Below are 17,083 nucleotides of genomic sequence, written 5' to 3'. Positions count from 1 at the left end.
AAATAGCAGTTGATGATGTGGAATGTATTTGCAAAAAAGATAATGTTTAAGGTGGTAATTAAATGGCAATGTGGAATCCGTGGCGTGGATGTCATAAATATAGTGAAGGTTGTAAATTCTGTTACATTCATAAAGGTGACAGTAAAAGAGGAATAGACACCAACAAAATCGTGAAATTAGAAAAATTTGATGCTCCCATTTTAAAAAATAAAAAAGGTGAGTACAGGATGAAATCTGGACAAATTGTATATATTTGCTTTTCAACAGATTTTTTACTTGAAGATGCAGATTTATGGCGTGATGAATGTTGGAAAATGATAAAAGAGCGCTCTGATTTAACATTTATATTTTTAACAAAAAGAATTGAAAGATTTTTAGATTGTATTCCTAGTGATTGGAAGGATGGATATGACAATGTGGTAGTAGGCTGTACTATTGAAAATCAGGATAGAGCTGATTTCAGACTTTCTATATTTAATAGGTTACCAATTAAACATAAAAATATTATTTGTCAGCCACTTATTGAGAAGGTGGATATATCCACTTATTTAGATAATGTTGAATTAGTAGTAGTTGGTGGGGAATCAGATTATAATGCGAGACTCCTTGACTATGAATGGGTTTTGGCAATTAGAGAACAATGCATTGAGAAAAATGTTCATTTTCAATTTAGACAATGTGGAACTCACTTCGTAAAAGATGGAAAAACATATTGTTTAAATGTGAGAGAATTGTGCAGTCAAGCAAAAAAAGCTGGAATAGATTACTGAATTTTAGTAGAGATTTGACCATTTATTATCTGACTAAATTTAAATTAATAAAAAAGCTACTCATATTTTAGTAATATAAGAGATAGAGTTTTGATGTGTTGAAAAATATTTTTTGATTTGTAGGTGATATTATTGATTGCAGAAATAAAAGGAAAGATAAGCTCAACAGGCTCAAACCTTAGTGAAAGGTTAGAAGATAAACTGACAGGTGACTTCTTTGGTTCTTTAAGATATATCCCATTTAATAAAGGAGCAGGGAGCATTTTATCAAAGACTAAAGTTTTAAACGAGGATTCTCTACACATACTTGAGACTATTAAAAGATTAGATATTGATTATTGGGCTAATAATATTCACTTTTGGCCATATGACCCTTTAGGGGAAATAGATTTACTACTTGAATTTGAAGAAATAATAATTGGTATTGAAGTCAAATTGCACAGTGGCTTGTCTTCTGATGATGGTGTTGATAATTCATCTTATGATTATAAAATACAGAGCAACCATCAATTATCCAGAGAGTCAAGAATATTAAAGAGGAAAATATTAGGAACTAATAAGCAGGCTTTTTTAATATTTATTGCATCAGAACATACTTGCTACCCTATTTGTAAGGAGGCCTATGATAGAAATATTATTGAAAAAGGTATTGTTCTTGGGTACCTATCATGGGAAGAAGTATTGTCTACTCTAGAAAAGTTAATTGACATAGAGAAATTAAATAAATATGAAGAATTAGTAGTAAAGGATTCTATTGCATTGCTTGAAAGAAAGGGGCTAGAAAGGTTTAGGGCTTTTAACTTTGAGTGCCCAAATATAGATTTAAATTTGCATTTTGTGTTTGATTGTAAAAATGATATAAATATAGATTTTATGTTTAACCAGGAAATTATAATGGAGAGGGGATATTATGAATTTAAGTGAAAATATTAAGAATGCATTTAATGTGGTAAGAAAAACATATGAAAATGCAGATAAATTAATGAAGTATTGTGATTCAATATCTAATGAGTGTGGTTATGATATTGTAACTAATAAGTTTTTAAGATATAAGTCTGATTCAGATTACGAAGGGTGGTTTATTGATCGTTTTGTTAAATTGTATCAACAAAAAGCAGATAAAGTATTAGAAAATGATTGGAGAGATGGACCAATATATGCTGTGGAATTAAACTTTGAGGACATGCCAATAGTTTATATATCCAAATTTGAATATGAAGATATTACTACTTGGTCTAGGGGTGCAATTTCTCCAGCATCCTATTGGGTATTTTCAGATTTAATAGATTGTACTGATAATGAATTTGAGGAAAAGAACTTAAATAAACAAGATAAATATTTTGTTTCTGTACCTAAAAATAATAATGTCAAAAACAGCTACTGGGGTATTAAGAGATCCGTTTATACTAATTATGATTTAAAGATATTAAATTCAAATAACATTATGCAAAAAGTGTTTAGTGAATTTGATGTATTAAAAAGTTTATAGTTGATTTGAAAAGGGTGTATAGTTATTGGTTAAAGTTAAGAGGAGAAATTTAATCTTCTAACATTTTCTTTGTCTTTTTTTCATTAGAAATTAGCACAACAGTGACAACTAGCAGCAATACTATAATAATTGTAATTAGAGCATAACGCAGTGTTTTAAAATGATTGAAGTTATTTTCAGAAGAATCTATTTGAGATTCTAAAACTAAATTTTCTTCATTGTCAGAGGTTTTTTCATCGGAAGAATTTTCTTCATTAACATTATCATCAAGATGCTGCAAATGAGCGTTAGGGTTCATCTTGTAAAAATTTTCATTTGAATAAAAGCCATCATTTATATAAGTATTCATTCTAATAATGAATTGGTTGTTGCTGTCTAATTTTAAAGTTTCTTTTTCAAGAGAGTCAGCTTTTGCTACGAGAAATTCCCAAATGTCATAAGAGTCATCTGTTTTCATAACGATGGCAGCACAATAATCACCAACTTTTACTTCTGCTTTTTCATGGTACCCTTTAACATATTCGAATTTAGATATTTGTATAGATTTTTCATCATAATTTCCGAAAAGTACTTCTGAAATATCAAGTGTAACTTTTGTATCATCGACTTCTTGAACTGTTCCAATAAAACCGTAATCTGCAAACATCATTGCTGATTCAGGTAAATCACCAGCAAATACAGGAGTTAAAAATGTTGTAATAAGCAAAAAAATAATTATTGATAAAAATTTCAATTTCATAAATACCGCCTTTTTCTCAAAAACATGTAATTGTAGTCTATATAGTATATAGACTACAATAGTAGTTTGAAATTGTCAATAGTAAATTCTAATTTGGATGTATATATTAAATGTGAAAACACTCACTAAGGTAATGTTAATATAAATAAAATATGGAGAAATACTTATAAATTCAGAAATACCATGCGCTAGATTTAGTTGTCGAACTTATCTAGTAACAGCATTGACAGTTCATTTTCTAGTTCTAAAAGATGCTCATCTACTTTGTCATTAATGGCTTTTTTAATCTGGTTTTTGCCCTGATTTACATTTCCCTGCCTTTGGGATTGCAAAGCATCCTTGATATTTTGAGACTTTTCGTTTATTTGATTTTTGGCCTCTTCAATTTCTAGTTGGGCATAATCATCAAATTCTTGGCGGATACCTGCAATATAATTGTCGATATAATCCGATGTATCTGATAATGTATTTTGACGTTTCTCTTCTAATATACTGTCAATATTTTGAGTTGTTTCTGAAGCTAAAGATTCGGTATTTTGTTTTAGCAGATGAGTCAAATTAAAATCAAAAGCATTTACTACTATGATTTGTAATATAAAAACACCGACAATTATTAAAACTATACTTTTCTTTTTCATAAATTTTTACCCCCTAATTGTGTATTCTGTTTTTAGTTATCGGAAGAGTTCTCAATAGTTTTAACCAGTAAATTATGGACATGCAATAATTGGGTAAGTGTATATTAGGCATATAATTTTTGCTTGCAAAAATCATATGAACTCCTTAGTCACTATTGGAGCAGGTACAAGGCTTGTCAATTCCATAGTAATCAAACCAGCATCTGTACTTGATTCCTTTTGGATATGAGTACCTACAGTTTTTACAGGGTATACCTCCCATACAGATAGGCTCGCCATTATCGTGCTCGTTCTTCTCTAAGTTTTCCCTTAATTGCAAGGGAAACGAGCTTTTTAACAACACCTGAGTGCTTTGGTGGAAGCTTTTGCCCTGCTTTTAATTTAAGACGTGGCTTGGAATAGAAGGACTTAGGCTTAAGTTTACGCTTGATATGTTCTACATGTGATTGTATCCAAATACGCTTAATAAAGTCGTAATAGGAAGGGAAAGAAGGTGCTTTGCCGTATTTAAATCCACATGTAGCACAAAAGAGTCTGTCACAAGCTACCTTTTTAGCCCATTTTGTGATAGAATGTTCATTGGAGTCAAGCATTAATACAAGGAATCTAATAATTCCTTGCTGATTTTTGGCGGGTCGGCCAGTATCAGAGTATAAATGCTTTATTATGGGGAGCAGGTTATTAAGGTCTAGAAGGTAAAGTTTGGATAGGGATTTTTCCATATAGACCATCCTTCTCCTCTCAGTTTTACAGTAAAAAATCAGATTCAATAGAAGTCTTTCTTGACCTTTGTCAAGGTAGATAGTACCCATATATGGTCGGACATGGTAAAAACCGTTGGAAAATTTAAAGTGAATATTTTGAAAATGTTAGAGGCATGAGAAAAAACTCACACCTCAAAAGACTTACCACGAAAGTGTTTAGAGTTTTCGAGAGGATTATATTAATACGAGGAGGAGAAAAAGTGAAACAAAAAATATTAATATTCTTAACCACATTAATGATAATTATATCTTCATTTTACGCATATAATTATTATAGTCTCAAAAAAACTTACTCCTCAATAATTCAAGAATCTATTATTAGTGATATTTATTTTCTATCTAAAACAATTGAAAATGTTTTAGATAGGAGTGATCCTTTTGATGAAGATTCTAGAAGCTATTTTTTAGCTGTACAAAGAGATTTACTAAAAATATCATCAATATGTGACGAAAGGATGCAACATTTTAATTTTAAATATTGGGATTCCAAAGAATCAAGTGTTATTGGTTCCATAGAGTACACATATGATATTTTATGTTCTTTTATACAGCGAGTAATAGCATTTTTAAACACTGAAAAACCATTTTATTATTATAATAACTCTGTATTGTTTGAAAATTGGCATGACATAACTTTGGAATTAGAAAAGTATCTGGAATTACTTCAAAATGTTAATTTCTTAAACGAAACAACTATCCTTCTATCGTCAAGTACTGTCGACAAACACTGGAAAGATTTGATAGAAAATTGGAACTTCAAAGAAGCGAAGGATTTGTGGACTCAACGAAATGGTAGAAGTGAAGATTAATAAAACAAACGCCATTAATATGTAAATACTTGACATCCTTTAGTTTTAAATTTAGATACCTCTTTGTTTAATTTTTTCTTTAGGCTTAAAAAGTATATAAAAAAAGCCTCTAAAGTCTTATAACAAGTCATGTCCAGCGGCTTAGCCGGTGGCTTGATTAAGCCCTAAAAGGGCTGTATACAAGCATGCCTAAAGGCAATATTTTTTACGAACACTGCCTATTATTTTTTGTTTTTTTCTTAGCTTGCTTTTGCCTCTATTATTTTGCCTCCCTTGTATTCACATAATTTTCTTAAAATATGTCCTGTTTCCCTTCTTAATCTATCGTATATGATTTTTCTTCTATAGTTTGGCACCCACACAACATGATATTTACATTTCCATACCGTGTGTGATAACGTTATATTTTAATCATTGTAATTAGTATTGTAATATAATAAAATGGTATAGACATTTAAAAGTAAAGAAATTAATTAAAACAGATAAATATATTTAATAATATTTGTGGAGGGGACTATGTTACTTATAAAAAATGGCAAAATACTGACGATGGCAGGAGCTAATTATAATAAAGGATATATTTTAATAAAAGAGAAAAAAATAATTAAGGTAGGAGACATGACAGAATTAGATGAAAGTGAGTTTAAAGACAGTGATATTACTGTTATTGATGCGAAAGGGAAATATGTACTTCCTGGTTTTATTGATGCTCACTGCCATGTAGGAATATGTGAGGATTCTGTTGGATTTGAAGGAGATGACACAAATGAAATGACAGATCCTGTAACACCTCATTTGAGAGCTATAGATGGAGTTTTTCATATGGACAAAGCTTTTGTTGAAGCTAGGGAAAATGGTGTTACAACAGTTGTAACAGGCCCTGGAAGTGCAAATGTTATAGGTGGTCAGTTTGCAGCTCTAAAAACCTATGGAAGACGAGTTGAAGAAATGGTTGTAAAGGATCCTGTTGCTGTAAAAATAGCTTTTGGAGAAAATCCTAAAACTGTATATGCAGAAAAAAAACAATCTCCATCAACACGTATGGCGACTGCGGCACTACTTAGGGAAAATTTAATTTCAGCTAAAGAGTATAAAGAATTGATTCAAAAGCATAATGACGATATGGAAAACAACGATAAGCCTGACTACGACATGAAACTTGAAGCATTACTTAAAGTATTAAACAGGGAGATTCCCTTTAAAGCTCATGCTCATAGAGCAGATGATATACTGACTGCTATAAGAATTGCTAGAGAGTTTGATGTTGATTTAACAATTGAACATTGCACTGAGGGACATTTAATAACGGACATACTATGTGAAGAAGGTGTGGGAACTATAATAGGTCCATCTATTTCGGATAGGTCTAAAGTGGAACTTAGAAATTTAACTATAAAGACTCCAGGAATTTTGTCTAAGGCTGGTATTAAAGTGGCTATAATGACAGATCATCCATGTACACCTGTACAGTATTTGACTGTATGTGCTGCAATGGCAGTGAGAGAGGGAATGGATGAAGAAGAAGCTTTAAAGGCTATAACAATTAATGCAGCTTTGCTAAATGGGATTGAAGACAGAGTTGGAAGTATTGAAGCTGGAAAAGATGGAGACATAACTATATTTGATGGACATCCTTTTGAGTTTAAATCTAAAACTATGGCTACAATTATTAATGGGAAGGTAGTGTATGAGAGAAAAAATAATGAAAAAATTTAAGACGTTTTCCGAAAATGAAACAATTGAAGTTGGAAAAGCCTTGGGCAGACTTTTAAATAAAGGAGATGTTGTATGTATTACAGGGGATTTGGGAACAGGAAAGACAGTTATTACAAATGGAATTGCTCATTCCCTTGGTATAAAAGAATATATACCAAGCCCTACATTTACAATTGTCAACGAATACAATGAGAAGGTGCCTCTTTACCATTTTGACGTATACAGGATTGCTGATTCAGAAGAGATGTTTGAAATTGGATTTGAAGAATATCTCTATGGTGAAGGAATTGTTGTAATAGAGTGGGGGGATATAATAGAAGATATACTTCCTAAAGAGATTATTCGTATAATTATGAAAAAAGACCTTGACAGTGGAGTGGATGTAAGGATTATTGAAATTGAATTTATAGGATCTAGATATTGTGATTATAAAAACAGATTGATAGTGAGGGATAAATAGTATGAAGATATTAGCAGTGGATACATCAACGCTTGTTGCTGCCGTTTCTGTTATGGAAGATGAGAGACTGTTGGGAGAATATATTGTAAATCACAAAAAGACTCATTCTCAAAGATTAATGCCTATGATAAAGGGACTTTTAGATGAGTTGGAACTAAAACCAACGGATATAGATATTTTTGCCGCATCAACAGGTCCTGGTTCTTTTACTGGATTAAGAATAGGGGTTACTACCATAAAGACTATGGCTTATGCAGTTTCTAAGTCTTTAGTTGGTGTGCCAACATTAGATTCTTTAGCATATAATATCTTAATGAGAAGTTTCATTATTTGTCCTATAATGGATGCAAGAAATAATCAAGTATATACTGCATTATATGAGTGGAATGATGATAGACAGGAAAGAATAAGTGACTATCTTGCACTTCCTGTTGATGAATTGGCAGATATCATTGAAAAAAAAGATAAGAAAGTTGTTTTTGTTGGTGACGGAGTTGATATTCATAAAGATTTTTTTAAAAAGAGACTAAAAGATAATTGTGAATTTGCTCTAGGAAACATGAGACTTCAAAGGGCATCGGCGGTTGCAGGAATTGCATATTTGAAGGCTAAAGAGGGAAATATTGAGTCTTCTTTTGAAATGGTACCTTTCTATCTTAGAAAATCTCAGGCTGAAAGAATGTACGAAAAAAAACTGTCAGTGAATGATGACTCTTAAAAGGTGGAAGATTATGAGTGCAAATTGTGTTGATATCTCTTACATGAAAATTGAAGATGTTGAAGATATTTTAGCTGTAGAAAATTCATGTTTTACTGTTCCCTGGTCAAAAGAATCTTTTATGCAGGAATTATCAAATAAAAATCTAGCAATATATATTTGTGCAAGGGTAGAAAAAATAGCAATAGCATATGCAGGAATGTGGAGAATTTGTGATGAGGGACACATTACTAATATAGCAGTTCATCCTCAGTATAGAAGGAATGGAATTGGAGGTAGATTAGTTCAGCATCTTATAAATATTGCAAAAAATGAGAAGATAAGCAGAATAACTCTAGAAGTAAGAAAGAGTAATGTTATTGCTCAAAAATTGTACACCCGATATGGTTTTAAAGTTGATGGTGTTAGAAAAGAGTATTATTCTGATAATGGAGAGGACGCAGTTATTATGTGGAAAAATAATATATAATGTATTTTGGCAGGTTAAAAAACACAACAGTTTATGTGAATTAAATATAAATTATTGTACAATAAAAAGGATTTTATTATATTTTAGTAGAATATATTATTAAATTGGTTTAATGTATTTTTAAAAGGTAAGTTTTACATTATAATTACAATTTTAATTTTCCAAAGTAGTTTGGATGTCTTAAAATTTATCGTTGTCTATTATAAATCCTTATGTAAGCTGGTTTAAAGGGGGAAAGTATATGCCACGCACAAAGAAATTATCCTATAATAAGCTTAGAAAAGAATGTAAACCAGGTTCATTTAAGTTTCAAGATACTTCGCAATTGACTTTTTCTGATGACATTATTGGTCAGGAACGAGCAGTAAAAGCAATGGAGTTTGGGCTTAAAATAAAAACCAGAGGATACAATATTTTTATGAGCGGAATGACTGGAACGGGAAAAACAAGTTATGCTCAAAATATTGTAAAAAAGATGTCAAAGAAATTTAAAACACCGGATGATTGGTGTTATGTATACAATTTTGATAATCCTAATAAGCCTAAAGCTATTAATTTGCCTGCAGGATTGGGTAAAGTGCTTCAAAAAGACATGGGAGACTTTGTCAAAGTCCTAAGAATTGAAATAACTAAAGCTTTTGATAGTGAGGACTATGAAAGAGAAAAAACTTCTATAGCAAAGGAATATCAAACTAAGAAATCAGAATTAATGGAAAGACTAAATGAAGATGCTGAAAAACAGGGGTTTAAAGTAAAGACTACTAATGCAGGAATATATTTTTTACCGGTTGTTGAAGGAAAGGCAATAACAGAGGAAGAGTATGGGGACTTAGACGAAAAAATAAAGCATGAGATAAATGAAAAATCTAATGTAGTACAGTTGGAAACATTGGATATAATAAGACAAATTAAAAATATAGAAAAAGAAGCAGAAGAAAGAGTATCGGAGTGGGAAAACAAAATAGCATTATTTGCTGTTGGAATACAGATAAATGATTTGAAAGAAAAGTATAGAGATTATGAAAAAATATTAGATTATCTTGAGAAAGTACAGGAAGACATATTGAAAAATCTTGATGAATTTAGAGAAGATGAACTTTCCGAAGAGCAGCAGCTTATTCTTCCATGGTTTAAAGGGTCTGAGGAATCTCATACAGATAAATATAAAGTTAATCTTTTGGTTGATAACAGTGAACTTAAAGGTGCACCTGTGGTAACTGATTACAATCCAACTTATTACAATATTCTTGGAAAAGTAGAGTATGAAAATGAATTTGGAACTATGACAACTGACTTTACCATGATAAAGGCTGGGATGTTTCATCAGGCTAATGGAGGATATCTGATACTTCAAGCAAAAGATATTTTAAATAATATTCAATCTTGGGAAGCTCTAAAAAGGGTTTTAAGGACAAAGGAAATAGCCATTGAAAATATGAAGGATCAAATGGGTCTTATTGCTGTTTCCACATTAAAACCTGAGCCAATACCTGTGGATGTGAAAGTTATTTTAGTTGGAAGTGAATATATTTTCCAGATACTTTATGAATATGATGAAGAATTTAAAAAGCTTTTTAAGATAAAGGTAGATTTTGATGCAGAGATGGACAGAAACAGTGCAAATACAAGGAAATTGGCTCAATTTATAGGTTCGTTTTGCAACCGTGAAGAATCTTCCCACTTTGACAAAAGTGGAGTTGCAAAAGTTGTTGAATATAGTTCAAGGCTAGTAGAAAATCAAAGTAAACTTTCTACAAGATTTAATGATATTGTGGAAATACTTTCTGAATCTTCAGCTTGGGCTGAAATAGATGGGTGTTCTTTAGTTAGTGCTGAACATGTGAAAAAAGCAATACAGGAAAAAATATACAGATCCAATAAATATGACAAAAAACTTTTAAAACTCTTAGAAGATGGGACGATAATGGTAGATACTGAAGGAGGAGTAGTAGGTCAGATAAATAGTCTTACAATACTTGATACAGGGGACTATTCATTTGGAAAGCCGACTAGAATTACTGCAAATACTTTTATGGGAGAGAGAGGAATAGTAAACATAGAAAGAGAGATAGAAATGAGTGGAACTTCTCATTCAAAAGGTGTTATGATTTTAAGTGGATATATTGGTCAAAAATATGCTCAGGATATGCCTCTTTCATTGACTGCAAGTCTTTGTTTTGAACAATTGTATGGGGGTGTTGATGGAGATAGTGCATCTAGTTCAGAACTTTATGCCGTGCTTTCAAGCTTAGCGGAGGTTTCTATAAATCAAAGCATTGCAGTAACTGGTTCTGTAAACCAAAAGGGAGAGATTCAACCTATAGGTGGAGTTACAGAAAAAATAGAAGGATTTTTTGAACTGTGCAAGCTAAGAGGATTAAACGGTGAGCATGGAGTAATTATACCTTATCAGAACATAAAAAATCTGGTTTTGAATGATGAAGTTGCAAAAGCATGTAAAGAAGGAAAGTTCAGTGTATATGCTGTTAAAAATATAGATGAGGGAATTGAAATATTAACAGGTAAAAAAGCAGGCAATAAAACGGAAAATGGAAAATATCCTGTTGGAACAATAAACTATCTTGTGTATGAAAAACTTAAAAAATTCTCAAAAACAGCATCGGGAGCAGGAAAATCTAATAGTTTGACAAAGTAATTCGACAAATTATATAAATAATTTCCCGGGAAATGTAGAATGATTAAATAAAAAGGAATCTTTTAAGATTCCTTTTTATACTGTGAAATTATATTATCCATGGAATTATTCCAATCCTCATCTACAGTGCAACGGTGGGAGTTTTGTTCAAACCACCTGACAGTTTCTTTAATACCTAAAGCAAAAGGTATAGAAGGCAAGAAATCTGGTACAAATCTTTTGATTTTTGAATTGTCGAAAACTGCACTTACGGCTTTATCACCTAAGAGACTGCCTACAGCTTCAGGGAAATAGCGAGAAATAAAGTCTGACGGAATATGTATTAAGTTTGGTTTTACTCCAGCAGCCATTCCAATATAGTTATATATTTGATTCCATGTGAGTACTTCGTCAGATGTTATATGAAAGGCATGACCTATAGATTGCATATTTCCAATAAGCCCAACAAACCCCTTTGCAAAGTCTCTATTATGAGTCATTGTCCAAAGAGAAGTTCCGTCACCGTGTACAATTATTTCCTTGTTTTTTTTCATACGGTCAATAAGTGACCAAGGGTGATTCCAGCTGTTTAAAGCGGCAGGTATCATCGATACTCCATAGGTGAAAGATGGTCTGACTATTGTAATGGGAAATCCACTATTACGATACTTATCCATTAAAAGCTCTTCACATGCAATTTTATCCCTAGAATATTGCCAGTAAGGATTACATAGAGGAGTTGATTCTGTAACAAGATAATGAGAAAGAGGCTTTTGATAAGCCGAAGCAGAACTTATAAATATGTACTGATTCACTTTGCCTTCAAAAAGTTCTAAATCCGTTTTAATATGTTCTGGAGTAAAGGCTGTCCAGTTTACCACAACATCAAAAAAATAAGATTTAAGAATTTCAGAGGCAGATTTTAGATCTCTTATATTACATTTGATTGTTTTGACATTAGGAGGAATAAATTCTTTGCGATTGCCTCTATTTAAAAGGTATAAATCTATTCCATTTTTTGCTGCAAGCTTTGTCACAGCTTCACTTATAATACCTGTACCACCAATAAATAATACTTTCATTTTTTTCTCCCCCTTTTATAAAGAACAAGCCAATAATAAAATTTGACCATTCCTAATTATTGATTTCTACAATTCATTGTAATATAATTGTGATTAATTGAACAGGTAAAAAATATATAAGATAAAAGGGGTTTTGATGAGGGTGAAAAAGTTGGTGGATTATGCCATTTTGTTACTTGGCATTTTAGGAGTGTTAAACTTCTTAGTTCTCATGATGGTAAATCCAGTTTTTAATTTTGGTGTATTTATAATCTTTTTTATAGGTGTTTTTTTATTAATAATTGCACTTGTAAGAATAAAGGGCAGAGGTCATTTGCTTAAGATTAAAAATAAAATAATTAGGAGAGTTTTTATTTTGCTAATGGCATTATTTGTGATTTCTTTTGTGCTAGTTCAAGGAGTTATTATTTTTTCAGCTCAGGCAGATGAAGGTGTAGAGCCAGATTACATGATTATACTTGGTGCTGGTCTTATAGGTGATTTTGTTCCTCCTACCTTGCAATATAGGTTGGACAAGGGAATAGAGTATCTTGAGGAAAATCCTGATTTGAAAGTAGTTGTCACTGGAGGACAGGGACCAGGTGAGACAGTAACGGAGGCTTATGCTATGGAAAAATATCTAATAAATAATGGAATAGACAAAAAGAGAATTATTAAAGAAGAAAGAGCAACCAATACCTTTGAAAATTTTAAGTTTTCAAAAGAAATATTAGACCAAGTAGATGGAACTGGAAGCTATAGTGTAATTATTGTTACAAATGGGTTTCACATTTTTAGAAGTCAAATGATTGCAGAAAGAAATGGATTTGAAGCTTATAGGCTGCCAGCAAAAACAAATCCATCTGTTTTAGTTAACTGTTATTTAAGAGAGTATTTTGCAGTGATTAAGTCTTTTATTTTTGATAGGTAAATTTTCTTAATTAGAATTAGGTATAGATTTGTCAATTCTTATATTTAATATCTCTATAAGTTGCAGTTTAACATAGTATACTAAAGAACTGGTTTGACAGTTATAGAACAAAAAAATTATCTTTTGATATAATTATTAAAGTGGTTTTATAAACGAAATATTTAAAGGTGATTATTTGGAAAACTTTTTTGATATATTAGAAAAAAACTATAAAATAAGTCTTAATGATCAGCAAAAAGAAGCAGTTACACATACCAGAGGACCAGCCCTTGTGTTGGCTGGTCCAGGATCTGGAAAAACTACTGTAATTACTTCAAGAACTGCTTATCTTATAAGCGAGCTTAAAATTAAGCCAGAAAACATACTCACTATGACTTTTAATAGAGCTGCAAAAATTGAAATGGAAAAAAGATTCAATAATATATTTAAAGATATCTCACCTAGAAGAGTTCATTTTTCTACTCTTCATAGCTTTTGTAATTTAGTGGTGCGTGACTATGAAAATATACGAAGAAAATATCTAGAGAGAATTGAAGGAAAGGAGGAGACAAAGAATAATAAAAGGATAATTATAAAGGATATATACAAAAATGTTAATGGTACCAAAATAAATGAAGATGAACTTGAAGAGCTTATAAATGAAATTGGTCTTGTGAAAAATAAAATGATAAAAGATTTAGAAAAAGTTGATACAAGCATTAAAAATTTCCCCAATATATACAAATACTATGAAGAGCATAAAAAGACGAATTTATTGATGGATTTTGATGATATGCTAACTTTTGCATACAAAATATTGGAAAAATTCCCCGGCATCTTAAAAAAGTATATCGATAAGTATAATTTTATTCAGGTTGACGAAGGACAGGATTTGTCAAAAATACAGTTTGAAATATTAAAGCTTTTGGTAAGTTCTAAAGAAAAGAATATATTTTTAGTTGCAGATGATGATCAATCAATTTATAGATTTAGAGGAGCAGAACCAGAATACATATTGAGTATGAAGGAACAGTTTAGAGGGTGCAGTTTTTATTATCTTAGCAATAACTATAGGTCAACAGCAAATATAGTAAATATAAGTAGCAGATTTATCAAAAATAATACTAGAAGGTATGACAAAAAACACTGTACATTTAATGAGTACAGACATGACCCTTTTATTGTAAAAGCAAAGGATCAGAGTTCCCAATATAAGTTTGTTGTGGACAAGGTAGAGGAATATTTGAGTAAAAAAAAGAATTCTACAATTGCAATTCTTTATAGAAACAATATTTCTTCAATTCCATTGGCAGAAGCTCTTGATAGAAATAAAATAGATTTTAATGTAAAGCAAAACAGGCTGTTTTTCTTTAATCACTGGGTTGTGCAGGACATACTATCTTTTTTAAAATTCTCATTGGATCAGACAGATGCAGATTCCTTTTGGAGAATATATTACAGAATGAATCGTTATATTTCAAAAGCAATGTTGGAATATGCATTAAACGTTGGTTACAAAGACTCAATTATTGATGGTATCTTAAAGGATAGAGATATAAAATCATATAAAAAGATGAAGCTTTTAAACGTTAAAAGTGAATTTAAAAAGCTCTCTAAAAAAAGACCTTATGATGCTTTAAAATATATTGAAAAAGATTTTAATTATTTTGACTATGTAAAGGAGTATTGTGAAAACACAGGGCTTTTTTATGATTATTTATATAGTCTTTTCGGAGTTTTAAAAGTAATTTCCCTAAAATATAAAAAAATTACTGACTATTTACAGCGAATTGAAGAAATAAAAAAACTACTTGAAAACACAACATCAGGTGCTAGGTTAACAATGTCTACAATACACTCAAGTAAGGGATTAGAATATGATTGTGTTATAATGGTGGATATGGTGAATAGCGAATTGCCAGGGGAAAGTGCTATAGATCTTTCAAAAGAGGAGAATAATAAAGATGTTCTTGAAGAGGAAAGAAGGTTGTTTTATGTTGGAATCACAAGAGCTAAGGAGCATTTGTATTTAATATATCCAAATTTGAGAAATGGATTTATGGAAGAAAGGACAATGTTTATAGATGAAATATTAGATTGTGTAAAAAAGAAAAATCTAAATGACATTACAGAAGGAGTAATAGTAACTCACAAGCATTTTGGTAAAGGTGTAATAGCAGCAATTTTAGAAGAAAAAAAGGATAGTATAATTGTAGAAATTGATTTTAACGGTATAAGACGTAAATTGGATTTAGTTACATGTTTAGAAAAAGAGTTGCTAAAGCTTTAAATAAAAGATAAAAACGTATATAATAAAAAAGAGTTTAATGTAAAAAGGGCAGGGAATATATATTATAACTTATTTGAAGTGAAAGGAGCTTAGATATGATACAGGTAAAAAATAATGTATACTGGACTGGTATAAAAGATTGGGAATTGAGAAAGTTTCATGGACATGAACTGTCAACTCACAGAGGTTCTACTTATAATTCTTATTTAATTAAAGATGAAAAAACTGTTCTTGTAGATACTGTTTGGAATCCATATAAGGAAGAATTTGTTGAAAACCTTGAAAGAGAAGTTGGTTTGGAAAATATAGACATGATTATAATTAATCACTGTGAACCAGATCATTCAGGAAGTCTAGGTTATTTAATGGAAAAAATACCGAATACTCCTATATATTGCTCTAAAAAAGGAGAAGAAAGCATTAAAGGGTATTTTCATAAGGATTGGAACATAAATGTGGTGAAGACAGGGGATACAATAAAGATTGGAGAAAATGAGCTTGTTTTTGTTGAGATGACTATGATGCATTGGCCAGATAGCATGTTAACTTATGTTAAAGGGGCAAATGTTGTTTTATCTAATGATGCTTTTGGGCAGCATTATTCAGCCCCGGCACTTTTTAATGATCAGGTTGATGAGTGTGAATTGTATCAAGAAGCTATAAAATATTTTGCAAATATTTTAAATCCATTCAAGCCTCTTATAAAGAAAAAAATAGAAGAGATTAAAGCATTAAATCTTGATATAGATGTGATTGCACCAAGCCATGGAGTAATATGGAGGGACAATCCTATGCAGATTGTTGAAAAGTATTATGAGTGGTCTCAAAATAGCTATAGTGAGGACTATGTTGTAATCATATACGATACAATGTATGATGCTACAAAAAATTTGGCTTTATCAATAGCGGAAGGTCTTCGAAGCAAAGATATAAAGTACAAAGTATTTAATTCCTCTATTACAGATAAAAGCGATTTAATAACCGAGTTATTTAAGGCAAAGGGGATTATTTTGGGAAGCTGTACTGTAAATAATGGTTCTTTATCATCTATATCAATGATTTTAGAAGAAATGAAGCTTTTGAAATTTAAAAATAAACCAGCTGCAGGTTTTGGAAGTTATGGCTGGAGTGGAGAAGCACCTGGGCATATTACTGAAGGTTTGAAAAAAATCGGGTTAAAAGTTGACTTAGAGCCTGTCAAGTTTAAATATCAACCACGAAAAGAAGATTTTGAAGAGTGTATTGCTTTTGGAGAAAAATTTGCTAATAATCTATAAAGACAGGGGGACGGTTCTCTTGTCTCATTTTTATTATAAAACTTCAGGTGGAGTTGAGTCTCCACCTGAAGTTTCGATGTTTAGCTTTAGCTAAACGAGTTCACTTTTTTGTTTTTAATAATCTACTTTGTTTAAGAAGATTTCTCTTACTTACATTGTCGTATTAACGGTTCTACAACTTGTTGTTTCCTACATATTTTTAATTAAAGATATATGCATCCTATGGAGATTTGCGGATTGAATATGTTATAAAAAACAGCGTCTGAAAACCCATCCTTACTTGCCGGCTTTAGCCGTGGGATGAAAGACGCTCTTGCCAATAGGTAAGCATTTTTCAA

The 17,083-nt window shown here is 31.1% G+C and carries 18 protein-coding genes; 12 read left to right on the top strand and 6 right to left on the bottom strand.

Going from position 1 to position 17,083, the window contains the following annotated elements:
* Window positions 1-62: 62 nt before the first annotated feature.
* From RBH29_RS07260 to RBH29_RS07250, 3 genes are all read left to right on the top strand, one after another.
* Window positions 63-770: a DUF5131 family protein gene (locus tag RBH29_RS07260; protein ID WP_306696108.1), complete on the top strand. Its 708-nt coding sequence runs from the start codon at window positions 63-65 to the stop codon at window positions 768-770.
* A 132-nt stretch (window positions 771-902) separates the two neighbouring features.
* Window positions 903-1,694 (top strand): hypothetical protein, encoded by a 792-nt coding sequence (locus RBH29_RS07255; protein WP_306696107.1) that lies wholly within the window; start codon window positions 903-905, stop codon window positions 1,692-1,694.
* Window positions 1,681-2,259 carry a hypothetical protein gene (locus tag RBH29_RS07250; protein WP_306696106.1) on the top strand — a complete coding sequence of 193 codons (579 nt, stop codon included), beginning with the start codon at window positions 1,681-1,683 and terminating at the stop codon, window positions 2,257-2,259. Before RBH29_RS07255 ends, RBH29_RS07250 begins: the two co-directional genes overlap by 14 nt.
* Before the next feature lie 49 nt (window positions 2,260-2,308).
* Here RBH29_RS07250 and RBH29_RS07245 read toward each other — a convergent pair whose 3' ends face one another.
* The 4 genes from RBH29_RS07245 to RBH29_RS07230 form a co-directional block, all read right to left on the bottom strand.
* Window positions 2,309-2,998: a hypothetical protein gene (locus RBH29_RS07245; RefSeq protein ID WP_306696105.1), complete on the bottom strand. Its 690-nt coding sequence runs from the start codon at window positions 2,996-2,998 to the stop codon at window positions 2,309-2,311.
* Window positions 2,999-3,192: 194 nt separating this feature from the next.
* Window positions 3,193-3,636, bottom strand: a complete 444-nt coding sequence (locus RBH29_RS07240) for a hypothetical protein (protein ID WP_306696104.1) — start codon at window positions 3,634-3,636, stop codon at window positions 3,193-3,195.
* Window positions 3,637-3,768: 132 nt separating this feature from the next.
* On the bottom strand, window positions 3,769-3,915 hold the full coding sequence (locus tag RBH29_RS07235) for a hypothetical protein (protein WP_306696103.1): 147 nt from the start codon (window positions 3,913-3,915) through the stop codon (window positions 3,769-3,771).
* The gene (locus RBH29_RS07230) at window positions 3,915-4,358 is read right to left on the bottom strand and encodes a hypothetical protein (protein WP_306696102.1); all 444 of its coding nucleotides are present in this window, start codon (window positions 4,356-4,358) and stop codon (window positions 3,915-3,917) included. The genes RBH29_RS07235 and RBH29_RS07230 overlap by 1 nt, the downstream gene beginning before the upstream one ends.
* Window positions 4,359-4,600: 242 nt before the next feature.
* Here RBH29_RS07230 and RBH29_RS07225 point away from each other — a divergent pair, with 242 nt between their 5' ends.
* Window positions 4,601-5,209 carry a hypothetical protein gene (locus tag RBH29_RS07225; RefSeq protein ID WP_306696101.1) on the top strand — a complete coding sequence of 203 codons (609 nt, stop codon included), beginning with the start codon at window positions 4,601-4,603 and terminating at the stop codon, window positions 5,207-5,209.
* Between the two features lie 239 nt (window positions 5,210-5,448).
* On the opposite strand, the gene RBH29_RS07220 is transcribed toward RBH29_RS07225, so the two are convergent.
* A complete protein-coding gene (locus RBH29_RS07220) occupies window positions 5,449-5,613 on the bottom strand; it encodes a transposase (protein ID WP_373463305.1) in 165 nt (54 codons plus the stop codon).
* Between the two features lie 112 nt (window positions 5,614-5,725).
* Here RBH29_RS07220 and RBH29_RS07215 point away from each other — a divergent pair, with 112 nt between their 5' ends.
* The 5 genes from RBH29_RS07215 to RBH29_RS07195 all read left to right on the top strand — a co-directional run bounded on the left by RBH29_RS07215 (window position 5,726) and on the right by RBH29_RS07195 (window position 11,228).
* The gene (locus tag RBH29_RS07215; protein WP_306696100.1) at window positions 5,726-6,925 is read left to right on the top strand and encodes an amidohydrolase; all 1,200 of its coding nucleotides are present in this window, start codon (window positions 5,726-5,728) and stop codon (window positions 6,923-6,925) included.
* Window positions 6,897-7,385 carry a tRNA (adenosine(37)-N6)-threonylcarbamoyltransferase complex ATPase subunit type 1 TsaE gene (gene tsaE, locus RBH29_RS07210; protein WP_459076765.1) on the top strand — a complete coding sequence of 163 codons (489 nt, stop codon included), beginning with the start codon at window positions 6,897-6,899 and terminating at the stop codon, window positions 7,383-7,385. Before RBH29_RS07215 ends, tsaE begins: the two co-directional genes overlap by 29 nt.
* Window position 7,386: 1 nt before the next feature.
* Complete coding sequence (tsaB, locus tag RBH29_RS07205; protein ID WP_306696099.1) at window positions 7,387-8,103, top strand: tRNA (adenosine(37)-N6)-threonylcarbamoyltransferase complex dimerization subunit type 1 TsaB; 717 nt, start codon at window positions 7,387-7,389, stop codon at window positions 8,101-8,103.
* A gap of 13 nt (window positions 8,104-8,116) precedes the next feature.
* Window positions 8,117-8,572 carry a ribosomal protein S18-alanine N-acetyltransferase gene (gene rimI, locus RBH29_RS07200; RefSeq protein ID WP_306696098.1) on the top strand — a complete coding sequence of 152 codons (456 nt, stop codon included), beginning with the start codon at window positions 8,117-8,119 and terminating at the stop codon, window positions 8,570-8,572.
* A 241-nt stretch (window positions 8,573-8,813) separates the two neighbouring features.
* Window positions 8,814-11,228, top strand: coding sequence for an ATP-binding protein (locus tag RBH29_RS07195; RefSeq protein WP_306696097.1), 2,415 nt, complete (start codon window positions 8,814-8,816; stop codon window positions 11,226-11,228).
* 62 nt (window positions 11,229-11,290) lie between these two features.
* Here RBH29_RS07195 and RBH29_RS07190 read toward each other — a convergent pair whose 3' ends face one another.
* Window positions 11,291-12,289, bottom strand: coding sequence for an SDR family oxidoreductase (locus RBH29_RS07190; RefSeq protein ID WP_306696096.1), 999 nt, complete (start codon window positions 12,287-12,289; stop codon window positions 11,291-11,293).
* 142 nt (window positions 12,290-12,431) lie between these two features.
* On the opposite strand from RBH29_RS07190, the gene RBH29_RS07185 reads away from it, so the two are divergent.
* From RBH29_RS07185 to RBH29_RS07175, 3 genes are all read left to right on the top strand, one after another.
* Window positions 12,432-13,199 (top strand): YdcF family protein, encoded by a 768-nt coding sequence (locus RBH29_RS07185; RefSeq protein WP_459076764.1) that lies wholly within the window; start codon window positions 12,432-12,434, stop codon window positions 13,197-13,199.
* Between the two features lie 175 nt (window positions 13,200-13,374).
* Window positions 13,375-15,468 carry an ATP-dependent helicase gene (locus RBH29_RS07180; protein ID WP_306696094.1) on the top strand — a complete coding sequence of 698 codons (2,094 nt, stop codon included), beginning with the start codon at window positions 13,375-13,377 and terminating at the stop codon, window positions 15,466-15,468.
* Between the two features lie 95 nt (window positions 15,469-15,563).
* Window positions 15,564-16,745 carry an oxygen-binding di-iron domain-containing protein gene (locus tag RBH29_RS07175; RefSeq protein ID WP_306696093.1) on the top strand — a complete coding sequence of 394 codons (1,182 nt, stop codon included), beginning with the start codon at window positions 15,564-15,566 and terminating at the stop codon, window positions 16,743-16,745.
* The last annotated feature ends 338 nt before the right edge of the window (window positions 16,746-17,083 follow it).

Source organism: Herbivorax alkaliphila, assembly GCF_030848475.1.
GTDB lineage: Bacteria > Bacillota > Clostridia > Acetivibrionales > Acetivibrionaceae > Herbivorax.
Note: the sequence above shows the minus strand (reverse complement) of the source record. Positions and strands in the feature narration are given on the sequence as shown.

Bases quoted from the DNA above. Each gene is read 5' to 3' on its own strand.
- RBH29_RS07235 (WP_306696103.1), bottom strand. From the start codon at position 3,915: ATGGCGAGCCTATCTGTATGGGAGGTATACCCTGTAAAAACTGTAGGT.
- tsaB (WP_306696099.1), top strand. From the start codon at position 7,387: ATGAAGATATTAGCAGTGGATACATCAACGCTTGTTGCTGCCGTTTCT.
- RBH29_RS07240 (WP_306696104.1), bottom strand. From the start codon at position 3,636: ATGAAAAAGAAAAGTATAGTTTTAATAATTGTCGGTGTTTTTATATTA.
- rimI (WP_306696098.1), top strand. From the start codon at position 8,117: ATGAGTGCAAATTGTGTTGATATCTCTTACATGAAAATTGAAGATGTT.
- tsaE (WP_459076765.1), top strand. From the start codon at position 6,897: ATGAGAGAAAAAATAATGAAAAAATTTAAGACGTTTTCCGAAAATGAA.
- RBH29_RS07215 (WP_306696100.1), top strand. From the start codon at position 5,726: ATGTTACTTATAAAAAATGGCAAAATACTGACGATGGCAGGAGCTAAT.
- RBH29_RS07250 (WP_306696106.1), top strand. From the start codon at position 1,681: ATGAATTTAAGTGAAAATATTAAGAATGCATTTAATGTGGTAAGAAAA.
- RBH29_RS07230 (WP_306696102.1), bottom strand. From the start codon at position 4,358: ATGGAAAAATCCCTATCCAAACTTTACCTTCTAGACCTTAATAACCTG.
- RBH29_RS07245 (WP_306696105.1), bottom strand. From the start codon at position 2,998: ATGAAATTGAAATTTTTATCAATAATTATTTTTTTGCTTATTACAACA.
- RBH29_RS07260 (WP_306696108.1), top strand. From the start codon at position 63: ATGGCAATGTGGAATCCGTGGCGTGGATGTCATAAATATAGTGAAGGT.
- RBH29_RS07175 (WP_306696093.1), top strand. From the start codon at position 15,564: ATGATACAGGTAAAAAATAATGTATACTGGACTGGTATAAAAGATTGG.
- RBH29_RS07190 (WP_306696096.1), bottom strand. From the start codon at position 12,289: ATGAAAGTATTATTTATTGGTGGTACAGGTATTATAAGTGAAGCTGTG.
- RBH29_RS07195 (WP_306696097.1), top strand. From the start codon at position 8,814: ATGCCACGCACAAAGAAATTATCCTATAATAAGCTTAGAAAAGAATGT.